We start from the raw sequence: 22,854 nt of genomic DNA on the forward strand, positions 1-22,854 counted from the left end.
AGATTGAAGGCCGGGCCTTTTCTCCGACAGTGCAGGAGATGCGGCATGTCATGGTCGCCCGATAATACCCAAGTGAACAGCTGGAACGAATGGGATCCGCTGAAGCATGTCATCGTTGGCCGTGCGGATGATTGCCATATTCCACCAGAGGAACCCGCACTTGATGCCAAAGTTCCGGAAGACAGCGACATGCGCGGGCAGTGGGGCAGGCGGCCGCAGGAAACGATTGATCGGGCGAATGAGTTGCTGGACAATTTTGCCAATCAGCTGAAGGCGCGCGGCATTCGCGTGGATCGGCCGACATCGATTGATCATTCTCAGCCAGCAACAACACCCGATTTTCATACAGACAGCCAGTTTGGCTGCATGCCCCCGCGTGATGTTCTGCTGACCGTGGGTTCTGAAATTCTGGAAGCGACGATGTCTTATCGTTGCCGCTGGTTTGAGTATTTGAACTATCGGCCATTGATGCAGCAGTATTGGGATGAAGATTCTAACTTTCGTCACGAAGCCGCACCCAAGCCGCGCCTGACCGATGCGGATTATCACCCGGATTATTTGTCAGAAAAAATCGGTGTGGAAAAACGCTTGAAATGGGCAGAAGAAAAGTTCTTTGTCACTACCGAAGAAGAGCCTTTGTTTGATGCAGCCGATGTTCTACGCTTTGGCAAGGATCTGGTCGTTCAGCATGGTTTTACCACCAACCAAAAAGGCGTTGAGTGGCTTCGTCGCCATTTCATTGATCACCGCGTGCACACCGTGAATTTCCCTGGCGATCCGTATCCAATTCATATCGACGCGACCTTCACACCGCTGCGCCCGGGATTGATTGTCAACAACCCACAGCGCCGTTTGCCAGAAGATCAGCGCAAGATGTTCTATGACAACGATTGGGAAATTGTCGATGCCGCACAACCAGCGCACAATACGCCACCGCCGCTTTGTTATTCTTCTACCTGGTTAAGCATGAATGTTCTGGTGCTGGACCCGAAAACCGTCTGTGTCGAAAAGTCTGAAGTGTATCAAGCCGAGCAGATGGACAAGCTGGGCATGGAAGTGGTTGAGGTCGAACTACGTGACGCCTATGCATTTGGCGGCGGTCTACATTGTTGTACCGCAGATGTATATCGCGAAGGCACCTGCGAAGACTATTTCCCAAGCCTGAGTTAAAAAGTAAAGGTACCGCCTTTTGCAGGGGCGGCACCTTAAAAATCCAACTGCCCTGTTTCGGGGATGAAATGACAGTTAGGTAGCGCCGGACACCAATTCGAAAAGTTGAAACGGTGCCCGGCATCCGGTAGACCCGGACAATCGGAAGGACCTCAGAATATTGAGGATTGCCGATCAAATGTTCCCTGGCTCAAAGCCACCACTCACGGAACCCGTTTATAATGCCCAATAAATTGCATTCAGAAAAGTAGGCTATTCTGTTCTATCCGTTAGTATATTGTAAATGAACAAAACTTTATGCATCCAAGACGAACATTTGATTTTGAAATGCAGCTTTAAGGACAGCTTGCGCGGTTGTTTCAACGCTAAGGGCTTCTCGTGCGAGTCGCAGATGCTTTTCGATAGTGGCTGGTGTCAATTCTAAAAGCACTGCAATGTCCTGAATTGTTTTTCCGTCACCTACCCAAACAAGAACCTCACGCTGACGCCGGGTCAAGGCGCGTCCGGGGGCGTCATAGGGCAGGGTGAGGATCCTGAGATGAACAACATTATTAAGAGCGATGATGTCTTCACCATGTTCTTTCCAGACCTCATCAGCCTCTTGTTGCGACATACCTTCGCGCGCGGTCAGTGCGATCGCGCCTTTGGTTCGTGGAGAGATCGATTTAAAGCTGATTGAATACCCGGCGACAACGCCCATTGACCGATTGAAGTCAAATACCTTGCGCTCGGACAGGGTTCCAGTTTGCATCATTTGTGCCATCACTGACCAGCTGCAGGCTCCATCGTTTTCCAAGGACCAACGCACCATCGGGGCGTGAAAATAAAGCCCTTCACCTATGAAAACATCTGTATAGCTTGTGTCATGATTGGTCAGAAGAACAAAGTCATTGGGATCGCCTAAAGATGTCGCAGTGCGGTATCTGGTATAGCCATACATGATCCGGTCAAAACCGAATTCGGCCATCTGTCGGGTATGGAAGTCCCAAAGTTCTTCAATATTCGAGAAATTAAGTATCTTAAGTAAGCGCTTTGTTTCAATCATGATTTTGTAAATGGTTCAGCATTGCATCAATCGCCATAAGATACCCATATGCGCCAAAACCACAAATTACACCAACAGCTACTTTGGCAATATAGGAGGTGTGTCGGAACTCTTCACGCGCGTGAACATTTGATAGATGAAGCTCGATTGTCGGGATCTCGGCTGAGCTGATTGCATCCATTAAGGCGATCGAAGTATGAGTGTAAGCTCCAGCATTAAGAATTATGCCGTCCTGTGTATTACGTGCTTTGTGAATGAAATCAATCAATTCACCTTCAGAGTTAGACTGCTCAAAACTCAAAGTAACAGACTTATCTAAGGCAAGAGCCTTGCTCGCATCTTCTATATCTTTCAAAGTTGTGCTGCCATAGATGTGAGGCTGACGTTTACCAAGAAGATTGAGATTGGGGCCGTTCAAAATAAGAATTGAGGTCATGAGTATCGTTCCTGAGATATTATATAATTAATCAAGGATATAGCCGGCTGTCGACCCCTCAGATGCACAATGTATACTTAACATAATACTAATTATGCGAATTTACGATGAACAGTGAGACTCCTGTAAGTTTCCCTTAAAATTGAGACTCCTATTTTGAGACTCCCCTGCGTTTGTTTTCAATGGTCGATGAGTTTCACCAAAGTCTGCTTAGAGCCCAAATTGCCCAATGCCGCACAGCCAAACAATGTTTGGTTCGCAAAAAGAGTGTAAAGCGAGACTATGAGACCGTAATTGCTGCGAGGTGATCTCAATATCAACGCCTGATTTTATATCAAACGAGCCATCAACCTTGGGAATTGATTGGCCTTGCCAGGTCGCTCGACTATGCATTTCGCAATATTACAACGACTTTTTAATTCTTTAGGAGATCAAGAATGTTAATCTCTATTTCAGATGGTCTTTGGGTTGTGGACGGAGAATGCGTTAAGTTCTGGGGTTTTGTTTATCCGACAAGATCAGTTGTAGTCCGGTTGAACAACGGCGGTATTTGGGTCTGGTCACCGATCCAGTGCGGCGAAGAACTGGCTCAAGAGGTCGCAAATCTAGGCCCGGTTACCCATTTGGTCAGCCCCTGTCCAATCCACCATCTCTTCATTGGTGATTGGAAAGAGCGGTTTCCAGAGGCCAAAATCTGGGGGCCTCTTTCAACTCAGAAGAAACGTGCAGACTTAACGTTTGAGCCTGCTTTGACAGACGACGCACCCGACGATTGGTGCGAAGAAATTGAACAATTCCATGTGGATGAATCGCGGGCCAATGATGAGGTTTTGTTCCTTCACCACAAATCCAACACGCTGATCATGGCGGATTTTTCCGAAAACTTTACCGATGAGTTTCTCAAAACCCATTGGCGTCCTTGGCAACGGTGGATTGCCCGTCATTGGGGCGTCGTCAAGGGTAAAGGCTATGCTCCGCTGGACTGGCGCGTCACTTTCCGGAAGCGCACAAAGCTGAAAGAATTGAAAGCCACATTGCTCTCCCGCCCGGTAGAAAATGTCATTATGGCCCACGGAACCATGCAGATTTCCAATGGGCAAGCTTATCTAAATCAATGCCTGGCATGGATCTGAGCCAAGGATTCCAGCTGGAGTGAATCCGGAAGGGTTAATGCCGTAATAAAGCGGACCTTTGGAAGAATGCAGCGAAGGACCGAAAAGTCCGCTATGCAGACATTTAAGCGCCCTGCCCTGACATCAACAAGTGTCGCGGTCCACATATCGCTTACACTGGCGTCAGACGCGAGGGGCGTCACGTCATCAGCAGCATGCGAACAGTCCGGTACTATTTGGGAAAACAGCCGAACCTTAGCGAGATGCTGTTAAAATTCTCCTGAAATAATGCTGAACAAATTAGCAAACCGTTCGATCTAAATTCTCTCGTTTTTTTATACCCATTGTCGCAAGGTAACTTTCTGCTTACATAGCAAAAAAGATTAACCACGGATCGCCATGAACACCCCGTTTGACGAAGAACCCCAAAAACCACGCCAGCCCGGTCTGTTCGCACGCGTGCGCGCAAGTTTTCTGACAGGTCTGGTCGTCATTGCTCCTGTGGGTCTCACGATCTGGCTGGTCTGGACTGTGATTGGCTGGATCGATGGTTTTGTCTGGCCTCTTGTCCCCAACGCCTGGCAACCTGAAGAACTGCTAAACCGCTTTTTAGGGTATCAGCAATATCTTGACCCTCCATTCGACCGCCAAGTTAACCCCGAATGGGTCGAGGTAAATCTGCGCGGTGTCGGTGTGATTGTCTTCTTGATCTTTACGATCTTTATCGGCTGGATCGCCAAAGGGCTCATCGGGCGCTCATTGATTGCCTATGCGGAATCGCTTGTCGACCGCATGCCGGTGGTTCGCTCGATCTATTCCGGGGTCAAACAAATCGCCGAAACGGTCTTTAATCAATCTGATCGCAGCTTTGAAAAGGCCTGCCTGATCCAATACCCACGCAAGGGCATCTGGGCCATCGGTTTCATCTCGACCACAGCGAGGGGCGAGGTCAGCCAGCGTGCTGAAACCAGCGGCGAGCTGCTGTCGATCTTCGTGCCCACAACTCCGAACCCGACCTCAGGGTTCCTTCTATTCTTCCCCAAGGAAGACGTGATCGAGCTGGACATGAGCGTTGAAGAAGCAGCTAAACTCGTCATCTCCGCTGGTCTGGTCTATCCTGACCAAAATCTGCTCGCCCCGGATGACAATTAACTGAACATCGCCTCCAGATCGGTGCTGCTCCTACGGTTCAGATCCTCCTTGTGCTGGTTCAGGAAATGATCTGCGGCCTCTCGGCCCGCATTCTTCAACCTCTTTAACAATGCGGGCGTTGGCACCAGTTTTGTCGCCACAGACAGATCTCTCATCAGATCATCATCAGCAATCATATGAACATTGACCCGCTTCATCGTGCCTTTTGCCATCGCCCCCTGATCCAGCAATCGCTGTACAAAATTGATCGCCCGCAATTCGCGCAACAAGGATGAGTTAAAGCTGATTTCGTTGATCCGGTTGTGGATCTCCTGCGGGCTTTTGGGCACCTCCGGGCGCTCCAGCGGATTGATATTGATCACCACTATGTCGTCTGGCAGATCCTTTGCAAACAGAGGAAACAGCGCCGGATTGCCGGCATACCCACCGTCCCAGTAATGCTCACCTTCGATTTCAATTGCCTGAAACATCGTCGGCAGACAGGCCGAAGCCAATAGAGCCTCTGGTGTGATCTCATCTCCCTTGAATACCCGAATCTTGCCGGTATGCACGTTCGTCGCCCCGACATACAGTTGCGGCCCCTCACCGGCACAGACCTGTCCAAATTCAAACCGTTTTACGATCCGCTCCAATGGATTTTGGTACATCGGACCATAGGCATAGGGCGACACCATCAGGCGCGTAGCTTCACTGATCATGTAGGCTGGTGACATCTCTGCCATCTGGTTCAACAACTCCGCGCCGGGCAACCCCTGCCCCATCCATTCAGGCAGGCCAAGGTCCTGCACCGCGCCCATCTGCCCCCAAAACCAGTTCAGACAGGCCCGCGCGCCGTTATTGCCACCTGACAGATAACCGGATTTGAGAGCAGCCCCGTTCATCGCACCGGCAGAGGTGCCCGAGATCCCTGCCACTTCGATATCATCCTCTTCCAGCAGCCGGTCCAGCACCCCCCAGGTAAACGCCCCATGCGCGCCGCCGCCCTGCAGGGCCAAATTGATGCGCTTCATTGCTATCTCCACCGTGCCGAGTTTCCGGCCTAGTTAACCGCAGCACCATCCAATTGCCAACCACAAGCCGGACTGACGCAACGACAGTCGCACCCGGGCTTCCCATCGCGCCCAACCGCATCAATACTGATTAAAAACACGGAGGTCCCATGTCCGACACAGTTCTACTCAAGCGTAATGGTCCCGTTGCCGAAGTCCGCCTCAACCGCCCCGATAAACACAACGCCGTTGATCTTTCGGTTTTCGAGGGTCTGGCCCAAATCGGTGAAGAGCTGCGCGCTGACACCGGCCTACGCGCCGTGATCCTGACCGGCGAGGGCGAAAACTTCTGTTCGGGTATTGATACGTCACTTTTCGCCGGCGGCCTCTCCCCCAAGGACATCAATGCCCGCATTCTGGATTTCCCCGAAGGCGAAGTCGCCAACGCTTTCCAAAAACCCGCTTATGTCTGGCAGGAAATTGACGTGCCTGTCATCGCCGCCCTGCAGGGCGCAACCTATGGCGCAGGCACCCAGATTGCTCTGGGCGCTGATTTTCGCCTCGCCGCGCCCGATACCCGCATGTCGGTGATGGAGATCAAATGGGGCATCATCCCGGACATGAGCATCACTCGCACCCTGCCCCGGCTGGTGCGCGCAGATATCGCCAAGGAGTTGATCTTTACCGGACGCGTGGTCGAGGCCATTGAGGCCGCCCATATTGGTCTGATCACCCGCATTGTCGATGACCCAAAACAAGCCGCATTTGACATGGCCGACTTGATTTGCGGTAAAAATCCCGATGCAATTCGCCGGGGTAAACGCCTGCTGAACGACAGTTGGACCGCCCCTGCGTCTGAGAGTCTCAAACTCGAAGCCCAGTTTCAAACTGAACTCCTGGGCAGCACTAATCAAATGGAAGCAATCTTCGCCAACCTGCAAAAACGCGCCCCTAATTTCAAATAGATCCTGCAAGGATCCTTTTTTCATCTGACCAGAAATATCGCGGGGGTGCGGGGGCTGGCCCCCGCCTTGGTCGGATCACATCAGTGATCCGATGCATCTTATAGGGCTGTCCAGCCGCCATCGACGCTGATCGTTGTCCCGGTGATCTGCGCGGCAGCGTCTGAGCACAGAAACTGCACAGTTCCCCCCAATTGCTCCACCGTGGCAAACTCTTTTGATGGCTGACGCTGCAACATGACATTCTTGATCACGTCCTCTCGGCTCATGTCGTATTCTTTCATCGTATCCGGGATCTGCGCCTCAACCAGCGGCGTTAGTACATAACCCGGACAGATGGCATTGGCGGTGATCGGCTCTTGTGCCGTTTCCAATGCCGTCACCTTGGTCAATCCAACAACGCCATGTTTTGCCGCCACATAAGCCGACTTATACGGGCTTGCCGTCAACCCATGGGCCGAGGCGATGTTGACCACCCGGCCCCAACCTGCCGCACGCATCACGGGCAAAGCCGCGGCCGTGGTGTGAAAGGCGGATGACATGTTGATCGCAATGATCGCATCCCACTTGCCGCTCGGAAACTGATCAATCGGGCTGACATGCTGAATGCCCGCATTGTTCACCAGAATATCGCAGGTGCCTGCTTTCTCAATTAGCGCCCGGCACTGCTCGCCATCTGACATATCCGCCTGAATGTAACGCACCAATGTGCCAAACTCTTTTGCCAACTCAGCGGCCAGCGCATGATCCTCTTCTCGGTCGCTGAAGGAATTGAGCACGACATCAGCACCTGCCCGCGCCAGTTCGCGCGCAACACCTAACCCGATTCCTGAGTTCGACCCGGTGACAACAGCGGTTTTTCCTGACAATGACATTTGCACTTCCTCTCTGACTTTGATGTGGCACGAATTGCCTGCACTCTGGCATGCTGCACCTGCAAAGGAAATCCCGCTTCTGAACAATATGCTGGAGGAAGGAAACTGTCTTCAGGGTGATAGAATCGGGTGCTCCGCCTCTTGGTGATTCTGCTTGGGCTGCTTTGCGACAGCCAATCCAACTCGTTTGTGTGAACTTTGATAATTTAACGGAACGGATTGTTAGGCGTGGTATTCTCACGCTCCCATCAAAGCCAAGGATACTAGGGTTCAAGCCAGTTCATTGGATCCGATCTCCACTGGTGCAAGGGTAACCACATGCACAAAAAAAACGCCAGCACGAAGCTGGCGTTAAGTTATTGAGGCAGGTTTCATACAGGCAAGAAACCTATCGAGCAGTGATCTCTTTATAAGCAATCTGACGCCACCAGCCAAGCTAAAAGTTTGAAAAGACGTGAATCCCTCTCTACTGTCGCCCTCAAACGAAGCAGTAAATTCCAAGAAAGTCGCCCTGATGCGCCTCGATTTTTTCCGAACCAAGGCCCGGACCACCGCCGCCATCCTCTTGCTTGTTGCCCCACAAATGCCGGCCGCAGAGCCTTCGCATGGCATAGCTATGTATGGCGATCCGGCCCTCCCACCGGATTTTGTGTCCCTGCCCTATGCCAACCCGAACGCTCCGAAAGGTGGCAAGGTCGTTACTGGTAACGTAGGCAGCTACGACTCGCTCAATCCGTTTGCCCTCAAAGGAAGCTCCCCGTGGCAATTGCGCTTTCTGACGCACGAATCCCTTATGGGGAGATCTTGGGATGAACCCTTCACGCTTTACGGGCTTCTGGCCGAATCGGTTGAAACTGGCCCGAACCGCGAATGGGTCGAATTCACCCTGCGCCCCGAGGCGGCCTTTTCCGATGGGACTCCTGTCACGGTTGAGGATGTGATCTGGTCTTTTGAAACGCTCGGTGATGAAGGAAATCTGCGATACCGGAGCTTCTGGGGCAAGGTCGGCACAATCGAGCAAACCGGCCCACGCTCGGTTCGCCTGACTTTCAATGTGCAAGACCGCGAGCTCGCCCTCATCGCTGGCCTGCGCCCGATTTTAAAAAAGGCTCAGTGGGACGGCAAAACACTCTCCGATGCTGGCCCCGACGATATCCCGCTTGGCACTGCGCCTTATGTAGTTGATGACTACACATTTGGTCGCGACGTCACCCTGCGCCGTAACCCCGATTATTGGGGCAAGGATCTGCCGCTGCGCACGGGAACATCGAACTTTGATGAAATCCGCATTGAGTTTTACGGTGATAACGCGGTGATGAAAGAAGCCTTCAAGGCGCAGCTTTTGTCTTATGTGCGCGAGTTCAACGCCGAAAACTGGGCAACGCAATACAATTTTCCTGCGGTGGAACGGGGCGACATCGTGCTCTCAGAAATCCCCCATGAAAAACCTTCCGGAATTTCGGGATTTGTCATGAACACCCGCCGCGCCCCGTTGGATGACTGGCGCGTGCGCGATGCACTAATCCACGCCTTCAATTTTGAGTTCATCAATGATGCGCTCACCGGAGGGCGTCAGCCGCGTATAACATCTTATTTTTCGAACTCCGAATTGGCCATGCAGCCCGGCCCAGCTGAAGGACGCGTGCTTGAACTGCTAGAGCCGTTCTCCGATACCCTCCTGCCTGGCACAATCGAAGGTTATGCCCTCCCCCAAAGCGACGGCAGCCAGCGCAACCGGGCCAATTTGCGCATCGCGATGCAGCTACTCAATGACGCGGGCTGGGACGTCAAAGACGGCGTCTTGCAAAATGCGGAAGACACACCTTTGAAGCTCACAGTGTTGCTGCAGCAAGACGGTCTCATCCAACAAGCTACCGCCATGATGGATATCTATTCCCGCGCACTGGAACGTCTCGGTATCGCACTTGAAATCCAATCCATCGACCGTGCCCAATACACCGAGCGCGAAAGCCAATTCGATTTCGACCTCACCTTCATGCGCCGCGCCCTCACCCTCAGCCCGGGTAACGAGCAATACTCCTACTGGGGCATCGATTCCGCCGATACCCCGGGCAGCCGCAATCTGATGGGTGTAAAATCCTCGGCTGCCGAAGCAATGATTGACACCATGCTTAACGCCACGGATCGCGTCGAGTTCATCGCAGCGACCCGAGCACTCGACCGGATTCTGACGGCCGGTCGTTATGTCATCCCGATCTATCAATATTCAATTGGTCGCATCGCTCATCTCAAAGAGCTGAAATACCGAAAAGATAGCCTGCCCATCTACGGGGATGGCATTGGGTTCCTGCCCGAGGTCTGGTGGTACGAGGAAAGCTGATTACAGCGCAGGCTCTGTGCAAGCTGAGGTCACGGCCTCCTCAAGTGGGCTCATTACAGGTCCTGAGATCGGTGAAGCCTGAACAATATTCCAGCTGCGCCAGGCAGAGGCCTGTCCTTGTTTGTCCAAAACACAAACTGTCATAACCGTCTTTGCATGATCGCGGTCCAAAACCACGTATGAATACCCTTCACCGTATATCGTATCAGTGATCGCGTGCTCATCCAATTTGGTTCCACTCCCTCCGGCAATGACCTGAATGGCTGCCTTGGGTTTGTCTTGAACCGCCTGAAACAAGTGAACATGCCCGCTGAGGATCAGGCTAACCGCTTCCGGAATCCCATGTCTGAAATTTGGAAGACCTTCTGGCGCCGGGACATAACGTGTGCGCCAGAAAGAAACGAATGGAATATGAGTTGCGATCCATGTCTCTTCGGTTTCACCAACAATAGAAATGAAATCCTTCCAGCTTGGATCGAGACCGGCCGCACTATCATGTGCGAATATATTCAACGCGGGTGCGGAACCCGCTGAAAATCTGATCATTCTAGAGGCCGCCGTATCAAACTTTGCATCCAGGCAGTCTTTCAATGTGCTTGCGACAGGGGCGTCTGGTGTCGCCTGTGCTGGCACCATCGACAAAAATAACATCCAACCTCTCCAAGCGCGATTTCGGCTCCGGCAGTCTTCATGATTTCCGTGCAGAAATATCCAGGGTGCCACAGGCAGAAGTTCAGACACCGGGTCAAAGAAATCGTCTTTCCAAATGCTCCAGTCGCGCAGTTGATGCGATTCACCGCATCCTTCTTCTCCCCGGCCACAGTTATAGCGATAGATTTGATCCCCAACATGAACGATCAGATCCGGCGCAGTTTTCTTCGCTGCTTTCGCCAATGCCTCAAACGGCCAGTCCGCCCCTTCGCATTTTTGATCCTCTGGGTTTCCAAGCATTTTGCATCCAGTATCACCTAACACGACCACACGAGATGGCGCCTCACGAGCAAAGTTGAAAAGATGCCCCTCGACGGTTACCGAATTGATTTCGCTTTTCCTCAAATCTATCAGTGCTTCGCACACCGCAATTTTCGGATTTGCCTCAATTGTATTGTCTAATCGTTCCGACAGCGCGATTGAGGCCTTCAATTCCTCGCAGGACCCTGTCGAAATCGCGCGAACACTGAGAAGGTCAGTGTCTACATATTGAAGCCAAACATATGGTTCATTTGCACCCGCTGCTCCCAAATTTGCGGAACCGAGTATTAGCGAAAATGTTGCTGAAATTAACAGTGACAATTTCATCTTCAAAGGCCTACGGAATATTGCCTACCCTCAAATCTTATCGGCGCGCTTCCAACAGCTCAACCTCAACAAAGGCACATTCAAAATCATTGCCATTGATCACGTCATGTTCAACACCGATTTCTCGGTAATACGGTACACCATTCTGCATCTGAGCAATCACGCGTTCACCCTTTCCCAGATCGATCTCTAAAACACCATCAAACAAAGGCACCACCACATAATCATATTCGTGCCGGTGCCATCCCGTATTGTCACCCTTTGCTTTGAATCGCCACTCTGTGACCCGCACACGATCATTGTCGATCTTGACGGTTGGTATGGCTGTTCCTGCTGTACCGCACATGATGAAGACCTCCCAAGCAATTCATAATATGAGCCAATCACGGAGTGCTCAAAGACCCTATAGCCAGATCAGACCGTTCCTCGGTCCATCACACCCGAAACGCACTTCTGATCGCGTCTTTCATCGCCTCAGAAGCGTCTTCATGGGCAACGTTGCGACATCCCAAAACCAGTTTTGATGCAGGTGTGGGCGCAAGGCCGAATTCCGAGCCGACTCGTTTCAGGGTGTTGTCAATTGAAGTTTGTCCCAACAGGCCAATCGCAATCCCTGCTTCAATGGCGGCGATTATTCCAGACACGCTCTGGCTCGAATACACCACACGATAGGACCGCCCACTAGCCTGAACCGAGGCAAGCGCCACATCCCTCCACCAGCAAGCTTGATCGAACACTGCAATCGGTAGCACATCCAACGCCGCAAAGTCGCGGTATGGACTCGCAACCCAATGAGTTGGATCTTCATACAAGATTTCTTCATGCTCTGAAGCATCAGAAACCTCATAAACAGCTATGTCCAGACGACCTTTATCCAATGATTCCGGGAACTCAGGGCTCAATGCGCAAGTAACATCCAGCTCAACTTTTGAGTGACTACGGCTGAAATCTGCAATGATTTGCGCTAGTTTCACACGTCCATGATCCTCGGGAATGCCAACCCTCAGCTTACCTTTGAGCGGATTATCCGACAGATCCCGCAAAGCCCCATCCAGACGCGCCGTGACATCCCGAGCAATGGGTAACAGAAATTTTCCTGCCTCTGTCAAAACAACGCCGCGCCCGTGACGCTCGAACAAAGGCCGCTCAACAACATCCTCTAAGCGCTTGATTTGCAAACTCGTTGCAGATTGAGATCGATAAATTAAAGCAGCCCCATCTGTGACGCTGCCTGTATCGGCCACAGCAATAAAAGTACGAAGCAAATCGCTATCGAGATGTTCCATTTAAAAATCCAATAACAGAAGTTTAAACTATTCGTTTCATATATTACATACAGTTCCGTAGCTTTGTGTCAAACCCCAGACAGGAGGCGCAAAATGAGCGAACAATCCCTCACTCAACCGTCACGCAGCAACAAGAACTGGCGTTACATTACCGTTTTAACCGCATTCGCAATCTGTCTGGTCATCTGGCCTGTCCCCATCAAAAACGCATTAATGTTCTCTTTGCTGGGGCTGGTACAGGTCGCGCCGTTGGTTGTCCCTGGAATCATCGTCGCGGCCTGGATCATCGCCAGCGGTGCGGACACTCTGGTGCGCAAAGCCTTTGAGGGGCGTACCATGATGACAGTCCTCGCGGCCTCTGCCATCGGCGCCATCACCCCCGTATGCGGTGTCACAGTTCTGCCGCTGATGGTTGGACTTCTCGCAGCAGGCGTGCCTCTGGCCCCAATCATGGCCTTCTGGCTAGCCTCACCAGTCACGGATCCTGCAATGCTGGCCACAACTGCCGCAACTTTGGGAATGCCCTTTGCCATTGGTAAAACCGTCGGGGCTTTCGGTCTTGGAGTGTTTGGCGGCTCTGTGACCGGTATGTTTTCCAAAACTCCATGGTATGCCAATGCCTTGCGCAACAATTCTCTTGCAAATCAACTCAGTTGCCAACGCTGTGGCGAAACCACCAGCTACAACCCGCGCATCTGGTCTGAACCTGAACGTGTTCAAGCTTTCCGAAAGCAGGCCTATGCAACGTTGCGCCTGATCCTGATCTGCCTCATCCCAGCCTTTGCGGCAGAATATGCCCTCAACGCCGTCATAACCCCAGGGTCTATCGCCACCTATGTTGGCGAAGATCAGTGGTGGGCCATACCAGCCGCCGTTTTTGTTGGCGCCCCTGCCTACATCGACGGTTACGCTGCCCTGCCACTGACCCGAGCGTTAATAGACAACGGCATGTCTGCGGGTGCGGCGATGGCATTTCTGGTCTCGGGCGGTGTTGTCAGCATCTGGGGGGCCATGGCCATCGCCCCGGTTTTGCGTCCCAAACCCTTTGCGCTCTACCTGCTGCTCGCGGTTAGCGGATCACTCGCCGTCGGATACATTTTTGGGTGGATTATGGGCTGATCACCGTGAATGGCATCAAAAGTCAGGAGTTTTTACAAAACCCGCGTACGACTCGTACAACTTGTATATAAATTCCGGACCTTACGCGACGGACGTCACCCACAACAAGGTGGCGTCTTCGTCGCTGACCGAGATCACATTGTGTCCCATCGCCGCATCGTAATAAGCGCTGTCACCCCGGCGCATCTCTACCGGCTCATAAAACTCGGTGTAAAGCTTGATGATCCCCGTCAACACGTACAGAAACTCTTCACCATCGTGACGCACCCAACCATCGAACTCCTCGATTGAACGAGAGCGAATGCGCGCACGATACGGTAGCATTTGCTTGTTGGCCAAGGTCTCACTGAGCAGTTCATGCTCATAAGTCGCGGTCGCATGCTCAGTGCCGCCACCAGATTTTGTCACTGCCATCCGGCCATTGATCTGGTCTGAACGTGTCGGCGTAAACAGTTGAGGAACCGTGATTTCCAGCCCGATCGCCAGCTTCTTCAACGCCTCATAAGTCGGAGACATTTGACCATTTTCGATCTTGCTGAGGGTCGAACGTGCCAACCCGGCTTGCTGCGCTGCCTGTTCAAGCGTCCACTTGCGTGCCGTACGCAATTCACGTACGCGTTCGCCAAGATCGAGCGGCTCGATATCTTGGTAATCACTGTTTTCGCGATTAACGCGGATCAGGGGGCCAGGGTTCAGTTGTGACATATAATTTTTATAAGTCCGGCGCCCGACACTTGCAACCGTGCCTCCGCCCGCATAAGCCATTTCTTATGACTTCCGTTGTTGACACCCGCCATCTGCAAAAACCTTGCCCGCCGTCATTCAATATGGCGGCTTACGTTCTGGGGCGTGCAGACGATAGTCCTGACAAGATTGCTTTGGCGGTTCTCGGCCTGTCAAAAGCTGAGCGCTGGAGTTACGCCCGGCTTAAGGCTGCAGTTCTGGGAACGGCCACAGGTCTGTTAAATTCAGGATTAAATCCCGGCGACAAGATATTGATGCGACTGGGAAACACTGTTGATTTTCCCATTTCATATCTAGCGGCGATTGCCGTGGACCTGATCCCAGTTCCAACCTCAAGCCAATTGAGCGAGGTGGAAGTCAGCAAGATGATTTCCACCCTGCAACCCCGCGCTATTTTGCATGCAGAGGATGCCGCCCTGCCCGAGACCGATGTAACGGTGATACGAACCAATGAACTTCAGGCCATGCGCAACCTTCCAGCTGCAGACTGGCAGATGGGTGACCCGGATCGCCCGGCCTACATCATTTACACCTCTGGCACATCCGGTCAGCCACGCGCCGTCGTGCATGCCCACCGTGCCATTTGGGCGCGGCAGATGATGTTTGATGGCTGGTATGATTTGAAATCCGAGGACCGGTTGTTGCACGCAGGCGCGTTTAACTGGAGCTACACCCTTGGCACTGGCTTAATGGATCCGTGGACCAGGGGGGGCACCGCATTGATCCCTGCAGCGGGCATCGACGCAGAGGCTATACCGTTACTTATAAAACGTCATGATGCAACTATTTGTGCTGCAGCACCGGGGTTTTACAGAAAAATCCTAAAGTTAAAAAACCTTCCAACGTTCCCCCACCTTAGGCATGGATTATCCGCTGGGGAAAAACTCTCCGACACCTTGCGTGCCGCGTGGCAAAGTGCCACCAAAACAGAGGTTTACGAGGCTTTCGGCATGTCGGAATGCTCGACTTTCATCTCGTCCTCACCGACTCATACTTCTGAATCGCATTGTCTGGGTAAACCGCAACCGGGTCGCTGCGTGGCGATTTTGGGCTCCGATGGCCCTGTCGACCGAGGTGAAGAAGGTGTGATTGCGATCCACCGTAGCGACCCTGGCCTGATGTTGGAATATCTCAACGCACCAGAAGAAACCCAATCCCGCTATCAAGGCGATTGGTTTGTGACAGGAGATCAAGGGGTTATGGATGGAATTGATCAGATTTCTTACTTAGGCCGCGCCGACGATATGATGAACGCCGGTGGCTTTCGCGTCTCTCCGATTGAAGTGGAAACCGTGCTGAACACTTATCCCGGAGTCACGCAGGCCGCAGTAACCGATATCGAGGTCAAACAAGATGCGCGTTTGATCATGGCCTTTTATACCGGCCCCGAGCCCCTATCTGAAGAAGAACTGAAACGCTTTGCGGCCAACAATCTGGCCGATTACAAGCAGCCCCGAGGGTACTTTCATGTGGACGCCCTGCCAAGTGGGGCCAATGGCAAAATCCTGCGCCGTTCCTTGCGGCCGATCTATGAGGCCCTGAATGGTCAAGCTTGATATCATTTCCGATCCGATCTGCCCGTGGTGCTATATTGGGAAAACCCTGCTGGACAAGGCACTGACCGAACGTCCGAACCACCCGTTTACCATGCAGTGGCATCCGTTTCAGTTAAATCCAGATATGCCTGCCCAGGGTATGGATCGTCGCGAATATCTGGAGACCAAGTTTGGCGGCAAAGACGGCGCTATTCGGGCCTATGCCCCCGTTTTGGAACAGGCTGAGGCCGCCGGGTTGAACATCGACTTTGGCGCCATCAAACGCACTCCAAATACGCTGAACGCCCATCGCCTGATCCATTGGGCTGGCATCGAAGACCGCCAGATCCCAGTTGTGATGAAACTATTCAAAGCCTATTTTGAACAAGGCGAGGATATCGGCGATATAGACGTGCTGGCCGATATCGCCGATGGTGTCGGCATGGATGCCGCTGTGGTGCGTAAATTGCTACTGTCCGATGCGGACGCAGAGGACATCCGAACGCGTGATCGGCAGTTTCGCGAAATGGGCATCACCGGAGTGCCTGCGTTTGTCATCAACGGCCAGCACGCCGTACCTGGTTGCCAACCCACCGAATTGTGGCTCAAAGTGATTGACGAGATCAACGAACAAATTGACGGGCACGCTGAAACCGCCTCATGATCACTGCCCATTTACCTGCAGGATACATAACCGGAAGGAGTCTGGCACATTCTGGTCCTGTTGTTTTAGCTGCTGTGCTTGGTGGAATCTTTCCTGACCTGGATCTGATCAGGTTTTATTTCGTCGATGGCAGATCCATTCATCACCATAACTATTGGGTCCATGTTCCCGCATTTTGGGCCATCGTCACTTTGGTGTTTCTCATTTTGGAACCCCGCATATCTGCCTCGTTGAGACAATGCGGATGGGCCTTTCTACTAGCAGTTTCTGTTCACATTTTGCTTGATGGTCTCGCTGGCGGCATCAAGTGGCTTTGGCCGCTGTCCGATCAGCTTTACTATATAGTGACAGTCCCTACCAGGTTCGAAAACTGGATATTGAATTTCATACTTCACCCTATTTTTTTGTTTGAAATTGCCATATGGGCTGTGGCAATTCGTCTTTGGTTTAAAGAACCAGCTGGAGGGACAACACCATGAAACAAACATCTCCTTTTGTTATCCTCATTACGTCGCTGGTCGTCATTGTCTCCAGTGCCACGGTGTTTTTTCACTATCTCGAAGGTTGGAGCTGGATTGACTCTTACTTCTTCACTGTCGTGACGCTATCGACGGTTGGCTACGGTAATCTTGTGCCTGAAACTGAGATCGGAAAAGTTGCAGCTTCTATTCTTATTTTCACCGGGATTGGGATATTTGCACTGACAATTCAGAGCTTCGCCAGCCTGACCGTAAAACGCCGTTTGCGTAAATCGCGCGAGCACAAACGTAAATTGGCCCAGAGCAAGAAGAGCAAAGATACCGGTCCATCTTAAAGTTCAATAATATTTCTGTATACAATCGCATACCATCTTTCATGCAGTCCCAGACTGCGCTATGACGCAGGCAGTAATCGATTCTCGCCAGCCCTGAAAGGACATGCGCTATGACAAAGATTAAGGTCGAAAATCCCGTCGTCGAACTCGACGGCGATGAAATGACCCGGATCATCTGGGACTTCATCAAGAAAAAGCTGATCCTGCCCTATCTGGATATTGATCTGAAATACTACGATTTGGGTATCGAGGCGCGCGACGAGACCAACGATCAGATCACAGTGGATGCTGCCGAGGCCATCAAACAATATGGTGTTGGCGTCAAATGCGCGACCATCACACCTGATGAGGCAAGGGTTGAAGAGTTTGGTCTGAAACAGATGTGGCGCTCGCCCAACGGCACCATCCGTAACATTCTGGGTGGCGTTGTCTTCCGTCAGCCGATCATCTGCCAAAACGTTCCGCGCCTGGTTCCCGGTTGGACACAACCGATTGTCATTGGTCGTCACGCCTTTGGTGACCAATATCGTGCGACTGACATGAAATTCCCCGGTCCCGGCAAGCTGACAATGAAGTTCGTCGGCGAAGACGGCACAGTGGACGAGCGCGAAGTCTTTGACGCCCCCGCCTCCGGTATCTTCATGGGCATGTATAACCTTGATCAATCGATCATAGATTTTGCACGTGCCTCGATGAACTATGGTCTGAACCTTGGTTGGCCAGTTTACCTGTCAACAAAGAATACCATCCTCAAGCAATATGACGGTCGATTCCTTGAGTTGTTCCAGCAGGTCTATGAAGAAGAGTTCGAAGAGCAGTTCAAAGCCAAGGGCATTCATTACGAGCACCGCCTGATCGACGATATGGTTGCCTGTGCGATGAAATGGAACGGTGGCTTTGTCTGGGCCTGCAAGAACTACGACGGCGACGTACAGTCCGACACTGTTGCACAGGGCTTTGGTTCGCTTGGCTTGATGACCTCGCAGCTGATGACACCCGATGGAAAGATTGTGGAGGCCGAAGCGGCGCACGGCACCGTGACCCGCCACTATCGCCAGCACCAGAAAGGTGAAGAGACCTCGACCAACTCGATTGCATCGATCTTTGCCTGGACTGGTGGCCTGAAGCACCGCGCGAAACTGGACAGCAACGAGCAATTGATGAACTTCGCCAGCACGCTGGAAAAAGTCATCGTCGATACCGTCGAAAGCGGCCATATGACAAAAGACCTGGCCCTGCTTGTTGGCCCGGATCAAGGTTGGTTAACCACCATGGGCTTCCTCGAAAAGGTCGACGAAAACCTGAACAAGGCACTGGTTGGTTAAACGCTTCAGCAAGGAAATTCTCAAGGCCGCCTCCGGGCGGCCTTTTGCGTTTAGAGGAGTTCGATAGTCTCTTGACCTATAAAAAGAAAAGGCGCCTTGTGGATGGATCATAGCTGATTGGAGTGCCGCAATGGGCAAAGGTTATCTGCTTTTATTTTTCGCCGTTTTGTTCGAAGCCGTCGGAACCACTTCACTGCAGGCGTCACAGCAGCTTTCGCGCTTTTGGCCCTCTGTCGGTGTTTTGGTTGGCTTTGGAACCGCACTCTACCTATTAATGCACGTGTTGAAATATCTGCCGCTGGGAATCACTTATGCGGTGTGGTCTGGCATGGGGATATGTCTAACAGCGCTGATTGGTTGGGTCGTATATCAACAAAAAGTCGATGTACCCGCCCTGATCGGGCTCGCGATGATCGTGTCGGGCATTGTCGTCATCAATCTGTTTTCGACAACGGCCAGCCACTAACAAACTACCGAGCTGGATTAACCGCGATTGTGAGTTTTGGCATACATTTCTGCGATCATCTTGCTGGCGGTTTTTTCAAACAGGACCGGAATGATTGCATGAACCAGCGCGGCACCGGCGGCCAAAAATAGTTTGAAGCTAAACTTGCTGGCAAAAACCGCATGCTCGAGATAGCTCTCATCGACTTTGCGTGGGTGTTCCAGAAATACCTTGGTCAGCATTGTGTTTCCTCTCATTCTGTTCGCTTTCGTTAAACATAAGACAGAGGCAGGTTGATGCTTTCCCAAAGCTTTACGAAATTTGATCTGTACCTGTGATATTTTCCCAATTAACATACATATTATGGTGAATATTGACGAAATTGATAAAAGAATCCTAACAGAACTGCAGCAAGACGCTGATTTGCCGCTCGAATCCCTAGGCGAGAGGATTGGGCTGTCGCGCAATGCATGTTGGCGTCGCGTCAAAGCCCTTGAGACCGCAGGTGTCATTCGCAAACGTGTGGCGCTAGTTGATCCAAACATGATCGGTCTTAGGCTCAGCGTGGTGATGCAAATCAAAGCTGCCAAACATGATGCCAGTTGGTTGGAGAAGTTCGCCCGCACCACCCGCAGCTTGCCCGAAGTCCAAGGCGTGTACCGGATGACCGGCGATCTGGACTACCTTATCCGGGCACGCGTGGCGGATATGGCGGATTATGATCGGTTCTACCAGACCCTGATTGCCCGAGTCCCAATGGGGGATGTATCCGCCAGTTTCGTGATGGAAGAGATCAAGGAGACTACCGAGCTCCCTGTTCATAGAGCTTGAATTAACTTTAAGTTAGGCTAGCGATCTTTTGTTTCAATAATTTGTTTTCTTCTTTCAGTTGCGCCATCTCTTGTTGAAACGGGGCAAGGATGGGCTGCATTTCTTCGATCGTCAAACGCACTGGCAAATGTTGCGGACAGTTCCAATCGAACCCTTCCACGGTGACGACAACAGCACGTTCTGGCCGCCCCTTGTAAGTCGTATCCTGAAGTCGCTCCATCAACGCCGGATCATCCACCATCTCAACTAATTTAGCTCGCCCCAAGATCTTGATACGCGCCGAATTAGGGTAATCTACCAAAATCATAGCGATCCGATCATCATGTGACAGGTTGCCTGTACTGATATACTGACGATTGCCGCGAAAATCTGCGTAAGCGATTGTTTTTTCATCCAGAACCGTAAGAAAACCACGCGGGCCACCGCGAAACTGAACATAGGGCCAGCCGCTTTCCGATACTGTGGCTTGATAAAATCCATCCCGCATCGAGATAAACTGCGTTTCTTTATCGCCCAACCTGTCATTGGCGGGGGCTTCTTCAGCCATCTGCCGTGCGTAAAGGCCAAGTGCGCCGTTTTCATCCTGCATGGCTTGCACCGCATCCGTGAACAGGTGGTCATAAAATCGTTTGCTCATCTAAGCCTCCTACAGCCCTAGTTCGCTTAATCCCGGATGATCATCCGGGCGTCGGCCTTGTGGCCAGCGAAACTTGCGGTCACTTTCTGAGATTTTCTGATCATTGATACTGGCATACCGATTGGCCATCAGGCCATCGTCAGAAAATTCCCAGTTTTCGTTGCCATAGGATCGGTACCACTGCCCCTCTGCATCGTGCCATTCATACGCGTAACGCACTGCGATGCGATTACCGTCATGGGCCCAAAGCTCTTTGATCAGGCGGTATTCTTGCTCGTTGTGCCACTTGTTGGCCAAGAACACCTCAACCTGATCACGTCCAGTGACGAAAGTATCGCGGTTACGCCAGCTGGTATCGGACGTATAGGCCAGTGCAACTTTGGCCGGGTCGCGGCTGTTCCAGCCATCTTCGGCTAAGCGCACTTTTTGGATAGCTGTTTCCCTAGTGAATGGGGGCAATGGTGGGCGGGGCATGACAAGCCTTTCTTAACCGTTCGGTACACCATAAATAGTTCCATGTACCGATCTGTCAAGATTGAAACCCCAATTTACATTTTCTCGAAAAGCGCTGCCTGATGTGGATTCCATTTCACCGTCAGATGAAATCCATCTTCGCCCTGCTCTTCCGACTGAACCAACCCTTTTTCATAAAGCCAAGCGCGTTTACGGCCATCACTATAGCCAAGGACCATCTCTTCTTCTCGGGTATGACCGGCCAAACCAATGGCAATCGCTTCGATTAACCCATCAATTCCTTCGCCAGTCAAAGCAGATACGAGATGAACGTCATCCGCGCGCCCTGCTTGATTGGCCACTGCAGCCTTGTCTTCCTGTGCAACCTGATCGGCTTTGTTCCAAACCTCAATATGTGGCGTGTCTTTCTTAACTCCCAACCCTTCAAGGATGGTTTGCACATCCTCGGCCTGAATTTCGCTCTCAGGATGCGAAATATCCCGGATGTGACAAATCAGGTCAGCCGCCAACACCTCTTCCAATGTTGCTCGGAAAGCCGCGACTAGTTCAGTCGGCAGGTCGCTGATAAAACCTACGGTATCCGACAAGATGACCTCGGGGCCGTTGTCTGACAATTCGATCTTGCGCATGGTCGGGTCGAGCGTGGCAAAAAGCATGTCTTTCGCCATCACATCTGCACCTGTCAATCGATTGAAAAGAGTAGACTTTCCCGCGTTCGTGTAGCCAACAAAGGCGACGATTGGTAACGGCACTTTGGCGCGTGCTGCCCGATGTAAAGCGCGGGTTTTCACCACCTTTTCAAGCTGTCGGCGCAAGCGTACCAATTGATCATCAATAGCACGGCGGTCCGCCTCGATTTGGGTTTCCCCCGGTCCGCCAACAAAGCCCAATCCGCCCCGTTGACGTTCTAGGTGGGTCCAGGCGCGAACCAGGCGGGTGCGTTGATAACTCAGGGCGGCCATTTCGACCTGTAGTACGCCTTCGCGGGTGGCGGCACGGTCGCTGAAAATCTCAAGAATCAGACCTGTGCGGTCCAATAGCTTCAGACCAAGCGCCTTTTCAAGGTTGCGTTGCTGTACTGGGGACACCGGCCCGTCGATCAGCAACAGGTCAATCTCCTGGCCCTCGATCAGGGCTTTCAGCTCTTCAATCTTACCCTTGCCAAACAATGTCCCTGGGTGAGGTTTCGGCAGGCGCACGACATCCCCGCCAAAAACTTCAATACCCGGCAGCGCCAAGGCCAAAGATTTGGCTTCAGCCAAAGCGTATTCAGGCTCTCGCCGATTGGAGGAAGCTGGTATATCCGGATGCACGACCCAAGCGCGGGTGCGTGCGGTATCATTCTCGCTCAAGACGCGTCGTCACCATCATAGAGGTTGACCGGCTGCGATGGCATAATGGTCGAAACTGCGTGTTTATATACCAGTTGCGATTGCCCATCCCGACGCAGCAGGATGCAGAAATTATCAAACCAGGTGATCACACCCTGTAGTTTGACACCGTTAATCAAAAAAACAGTTACTGGAATTTTTGTTTTTCTAACCTGATTCAAGAAAGCATCTTGCAGGTTCTGTCTGTCAGTCGCCATAATTGTTATTG

At 52.0% G+C, this 22,854-nt stretch carries 26 protein-coding genes; 13 read left to right on the top strand and 13 right to left on the bottom strand.

Annotation, left to right across the window (positions count from 1 at the left end; genetic code table 11):
* Positions 1–45 precede the first annotated feature (45 nt).
* Entirely contained in the window at positions 46–1,170 is a 1,125-nt protein-coding gene (locus tag ROA7450_RS08475) for a serine/threonine protein kinase (protein ID WP_085805270.1), read from the top strand.
* Positions 1,171–1,465: 295 nt separating this feature from the next.
* On the opposite strand, the gene ROA7450_RS08480 is transcribed toward ROA7450_RS08475, so the two are convergent.
* Together ROA7450_RS08480 and aroQ are read right to left on the bottom strand one after the other, a co-directional pair.
* The gene (locus ROA7450_RS08480) at positions 1,466–2,215 is read right to left on the bottom strand and encodes a LuxR family transcriptional regulator (RefSeq protein WP_085805271.1); all 750 of its coding nucleotides are present in this window, start codon (positions 2,213–2,215) and stop codon (positions 1,466–1,468) included.
* Positions 2,208–2,651: a type II 3-dehydroquinate dehydratase gene (gene aroQ, locus ROA7450_RS08485; protein WP_085805272.1), complete on the bottom strand. Its 444-nt coding sequence runs from the start codon at positions 2,649–2,651 to the stop codon at positions 2,208–2,210. Before aroQ ends, ROA7450_RS08480 begins: the two co-directional genes overlap by 8 nt.
* A gap of 437 nt (positions 2,652–3,088) precedes the next feature.
* Here aroQ and ROA7450_RS08490 point away from each other — a divergent pair, with 437 nt between their 5' ends.
* Entirely contained in the window at positions 3,089–3,784 is a 696-nt protein-coding gene (locus ROA7450_RS08490; RefSeq protein WP_085805273.1) for a DUF4336 domain-containing protein, read from the top strand.
* A 378-nt stretch (positions 3,785–4,162) separates the two neighbouring features.
* Positions 4,163–4,915 (top strand): DUF502 domain-containing protein, encoded by a 753-nt coding sequence (locus tag ROA7450_RS08495; protein WP_085805274.1) that lies wholly within the window; start codon positions 4,163–4,165, stop codon positions 4,913–4,915.
* Here ROA7450_RS08495 and ROA7450_RS08500 read toward each other — a convergent pair.
* Entirely contained in the window at positions 4,912–5,925 is a 1,014-nt protein-coding gene (locus ROA7450_RS08500; RefSeq protein ID WP_085805275.1) for a patatin-like phospholipase family protein, read from the bottom strand. The two genes, ROA7450_RS08495 and ROA7450_RS08500, sit on opposite strands and share 4 nt — an antisense overlap.
* Positions 5,926–6,074: 149 nt before the next feature.
* Between ROA7450_RS08500 and ROA7450_RS08505 the strand changes: the two genes are divergently transcribed.
* Entirely contained in the window at positions 6,075–6,869 is a 795-nt protein-coding gene (locus ROA7450_RS08505) for a crotonase/enoyl-CoA hydratase family protein (RefSeq protein ID WP_085805276.1), read from the top strand.
* Positions 6,870–6,967: 98 nt separating this feature from the next.
* Here ROA7450_RS08505 and ROA7450_RS08510 read toward each other — a convergent pair whose 3' ends face one another.
* Positions 6,968–7,741 carry a 3-hydroxybutyrate dehydrogenase gene (locus ROA7450_RS08510; protein ID WP_085805277.1) on the bottom strand — a complete coding sequence of 258 codons (774 nt, stop codon included), beginning with the start codon at positions 7,739–7,741 and terminating at the stop codon, positions 6,968–6,970.
* Between the two features lie 514 nt (positions 7,742–8,255).
* Between ROA7450_RS08510 and ROA7450_RS08515 the strand changes: the two genes are divergently transcribed.
* Positions 8,256–10,082: an extracellular solute-binding protein gene (locus ROA7450_RS08515; RefSeq protein ID WP_085805278.1), complete on the top strand. Its 1,827-nt coding sequence runs from the start codon at positions 8,256–8,258 to the stop codon at positions 10,080–10,082.
* Here ROA7450_RS08515 and ROA7450_RS08520 read toward each other — a convergent pair whose 3' ends face one another.
* The 3 genes from ROA7450_RS08520 to ROA7450_RS08530 all read right to left on the bottom strand — a co-directional run bounded on the left by ROA7450_RS08520 (position 10,083) and on the right by ROA7450_RS08530 (position 12,667).
* Entirely contained in the window at positions 10,083–11,381 is a 1,299-nt protein-coding gene (locus ROA7450_RS08520) for a metallophosphoesterase (RefSeq protein WP_085805279.1), read from the bottom strand. It abuts the gene before it with no gap.
* A gap of 37 nt (positions 11,382–11,418) precedes the next feature.
* Positions 11,419–11,727: a cupin domain-containing protein gene (locus ROA7450_RS08525; protein ID WP_085805280.1), complete on the bottom strand. Its 309-nt coding sequence runs from the start codon at positions 11,725–11,727 to the stop codon at positions 11,419–11,421.
* Between the two features lie 88 nt (positions 11,728–11,815).
* Positions 11,816–12,667, bottom strand: coding sequence for a LysR family transcriptional regulator (locus ROA7450_RS08530; protein ID WP_085805281.1), 852 nt, complete (start codon positions 12,665–12,667; stop codon positions 11,816–11,818).
* Between the two features lie 93 nt (positions 12,668–12,760).
* Between ROA7450_RS08530 and ROA7450_RS08535 the strand changes: the two genes are divergently transcribed.
* Positions 12,761–13,786: a permease gene (locus ROA7450_RS08535; protein WP_085805282.1), complete on the top strand. Its 1,026-nt coding sequence runs from the start codon at positions 12,761–12,763 to the stop codon at positions 13,784–13,786.
* An 81-nt stretch (positions 13,787–13,867) separates the two neighbouring features.
* Here the strand turns inward: ROA7450_RS08535 and ROA7450_RS08540 are convergent, their stop codons facing one another.
* Complete coding sequence (locus ROA7450_RS08540) at positions 13,868–14,491, bottom strand: helix-turn-helix domain-containing protein (protein ID WP_085805360.1); 624 nt, start codon at positions 14,489–14,491, stop codon at positions 13,868–13,870.
* 65 nt (positions 14,492–14,556) lie between these two features.
* Here ROA7450_RS08540 and ROA7450_RS08545 point away from each other — a divergent pair, with 65 nt between their 5' ends.
* From ROA7450_RS08545 to ROA7450_RS08570, 6 genes are all read left to right on the top strand, one after another.
* On the top strand, positions 14,557–16,086 hold the full coding sequence (locus ROA7450_RS08545; RefSeq protein ID WP_085805283.1) for a class I adenylate-forming enzyme family protein: 1,530 nt from the start codon (positions 14,557–14,559) through the stop codon (positions 16,084–16,086).
* The gene (locus ROA7450_RS08550) at positions 16,073–16,729 is read left to right on the top strand and encodes a DsbA family oxidoreductase (protein WP_085805284.1); all 657 of its coding nucleotides are present in this window, start codon (positions 16,073–16,075) and stop codon (positions 16,727–16,729) included. The genes ROA7450_RS08545 and ROA7450_RS08550 overlap by 14 nt, the downstream gene beginning before the upstream one ends.
* Complete coding sequence (locus ROA7450_RS08555) at positions 16,726–17,208, top strand: metal-dependent hydrolase (RefSeq protein WP_085805285.1); 483 nt, start codon at positions 16,726–16,728, stop codon at positions 17,206–17,208. The genes ROA7450_RS08550 and ROA7450_RS08555 overlap by 4 nt, the downstream gene beginning before the upstream one ends.
* The gene (locus ROA7450_RS08560) at positions 17,205–17,543 is read left to right on the top strand and encodes a potassium channel family protein (protein ID WP_085805286.1); all 339 of its coding nucleotides are present in this window, start codon (positions 17,205–17,207) and stop codon (positions 17,541–17,543) included. Before ROA7450_RS08555 ends, ROA7450_RS08560 begins: the two co-directional genes overlap by 4 nt.
* 110 nt (positions 17,544–17,653) lie before the next feature.
* A complete protein-coding gene (locus ROA7450_RS08565) occupies positions 17,654–18,868 on the top strand; it encodes an NADP-dependent isocitrate dehydrogenase (protein ID WP_085805287.1) in 1,215 nt (404 codons plus the stop codon).
* 130 nt (positions 18,869–18,998) lie between these two features.
* On the top strand, positions 18,999–19,334 hold the full coding sequence (locus ROA7450_RS08570) for a DMT family transporter (protein ID WP_085805288.1): 336 nt from the start codon (positions 18,999–19,001) through the stop codon (positions 19,332–19,334).
* Positions 19,335–19,351: 17 nt separating this feature from the next.
* Here ROA7450_RS08570 and ROA7450_RS08575 read toward each other — a convergent pair whose 3' ends face one another.
* Positions 19,352–19,570: a DUF6356 family protein gene (locus ROA7450_RS08575; RefSeq protein ID WP_085805289.1), complete on the bottom strand. Its 219-nt coding sequence runs from the start codon at positions 19,568–19,570 to the stop codon at positions 19,352–19,354.
* Positions 19,571–19,676: 106 nt separating this feature from the next.
* Here ROA7450_RS08575 and ROA7450_RS08580 point away from each other — a divergent pair, with 106 nt between their 5' ends.
* Positions 19,677–20,144 (top strand): Lrp/AsnC family transcriptional regulator, encoded by a 468-nt coding sequence (locus tag ROA7450_RS08580; protein WP_085805290.1) that lies wholly within the window; start codon positions 19,677–19,679, stop codon positions 20,142–20,144.
* A gap of 7 nt (positions 20,145–20,151) precedes the next feature.
* Here ROA7450_RS08580 and ROA7450_RS08585 read toward each other — a convergent pair whose 3' ends face one another.
* The 4 genes from ROA7450_RS08585 to hfq all read right to left on the bottom strand — a co-directional run bounded on the left by ROA7450_RS08585 (position 20,152) and on the right by hfq (position 22,843).
* Positions 20,152–20,781: a pyridoxamine 5'-phosphate oxidase family protein gene (locus ROA7450_RS08585; RefSeq protein WP_085805291.1), complete on the bottom strand. Its 630-nt coding sequence runs from the start codon at positions 20,779–20,781 to the stop codon at positions 20,152–20,154.
* A 9-nt stretch (positions 20,782–20,790) separates the two neighbouring features.
* Positions 20,791–21,255, bottom strand: a complete 465-nt coding sequence (locus ROA7450_RS08590; RefSeq protein WP_085805292.1) for a nuclear transport factor 2 family protein — start codon at positions 21,253–21,255, stop codon at positions 20,791–20,793.
* A gap of 74 nt (positions 21,256–21,329) precedes the next feature.
* Positions 21,330–22,607 carry a GTPase HflX gene (gene hflX, locus ROA7450_RS08595; RefSeq protein ID WP_085805293.1) on the bottom strand — a complete coding sequence of 426 codons (1,278 nt, stop codon included), beginning with the start codon at positions 22,605–22,607 and terminating at the stop codon, positions 21,330–21,332.
* Positions 22,604–22,843, bottom strand: coding sequence for an RNA chaperone Hfq (gene hfq, locus ROA7450_RS08600; protein WP_085805294.1), 240 nt, complete (start codon positions 22,841–22,843; stop codon positions 22,604–22,606). Before hfq ends, hflX begins: the two co-directional genes overlap by 4 nt.
* Between the last annotated feature and the right edge of the window lie 11 nt (positions 22,844–22,854).

Origin of the sequence: Roseovarius albus (assembly GCF_900172335.1) — a bacterium.
Lineage (GTDB): Bacteria > Pseudomonadota > Alphaproteobacteria > Rhodobacterales > Rhodobacteraceae > Roseovarius > Roseovarius albus.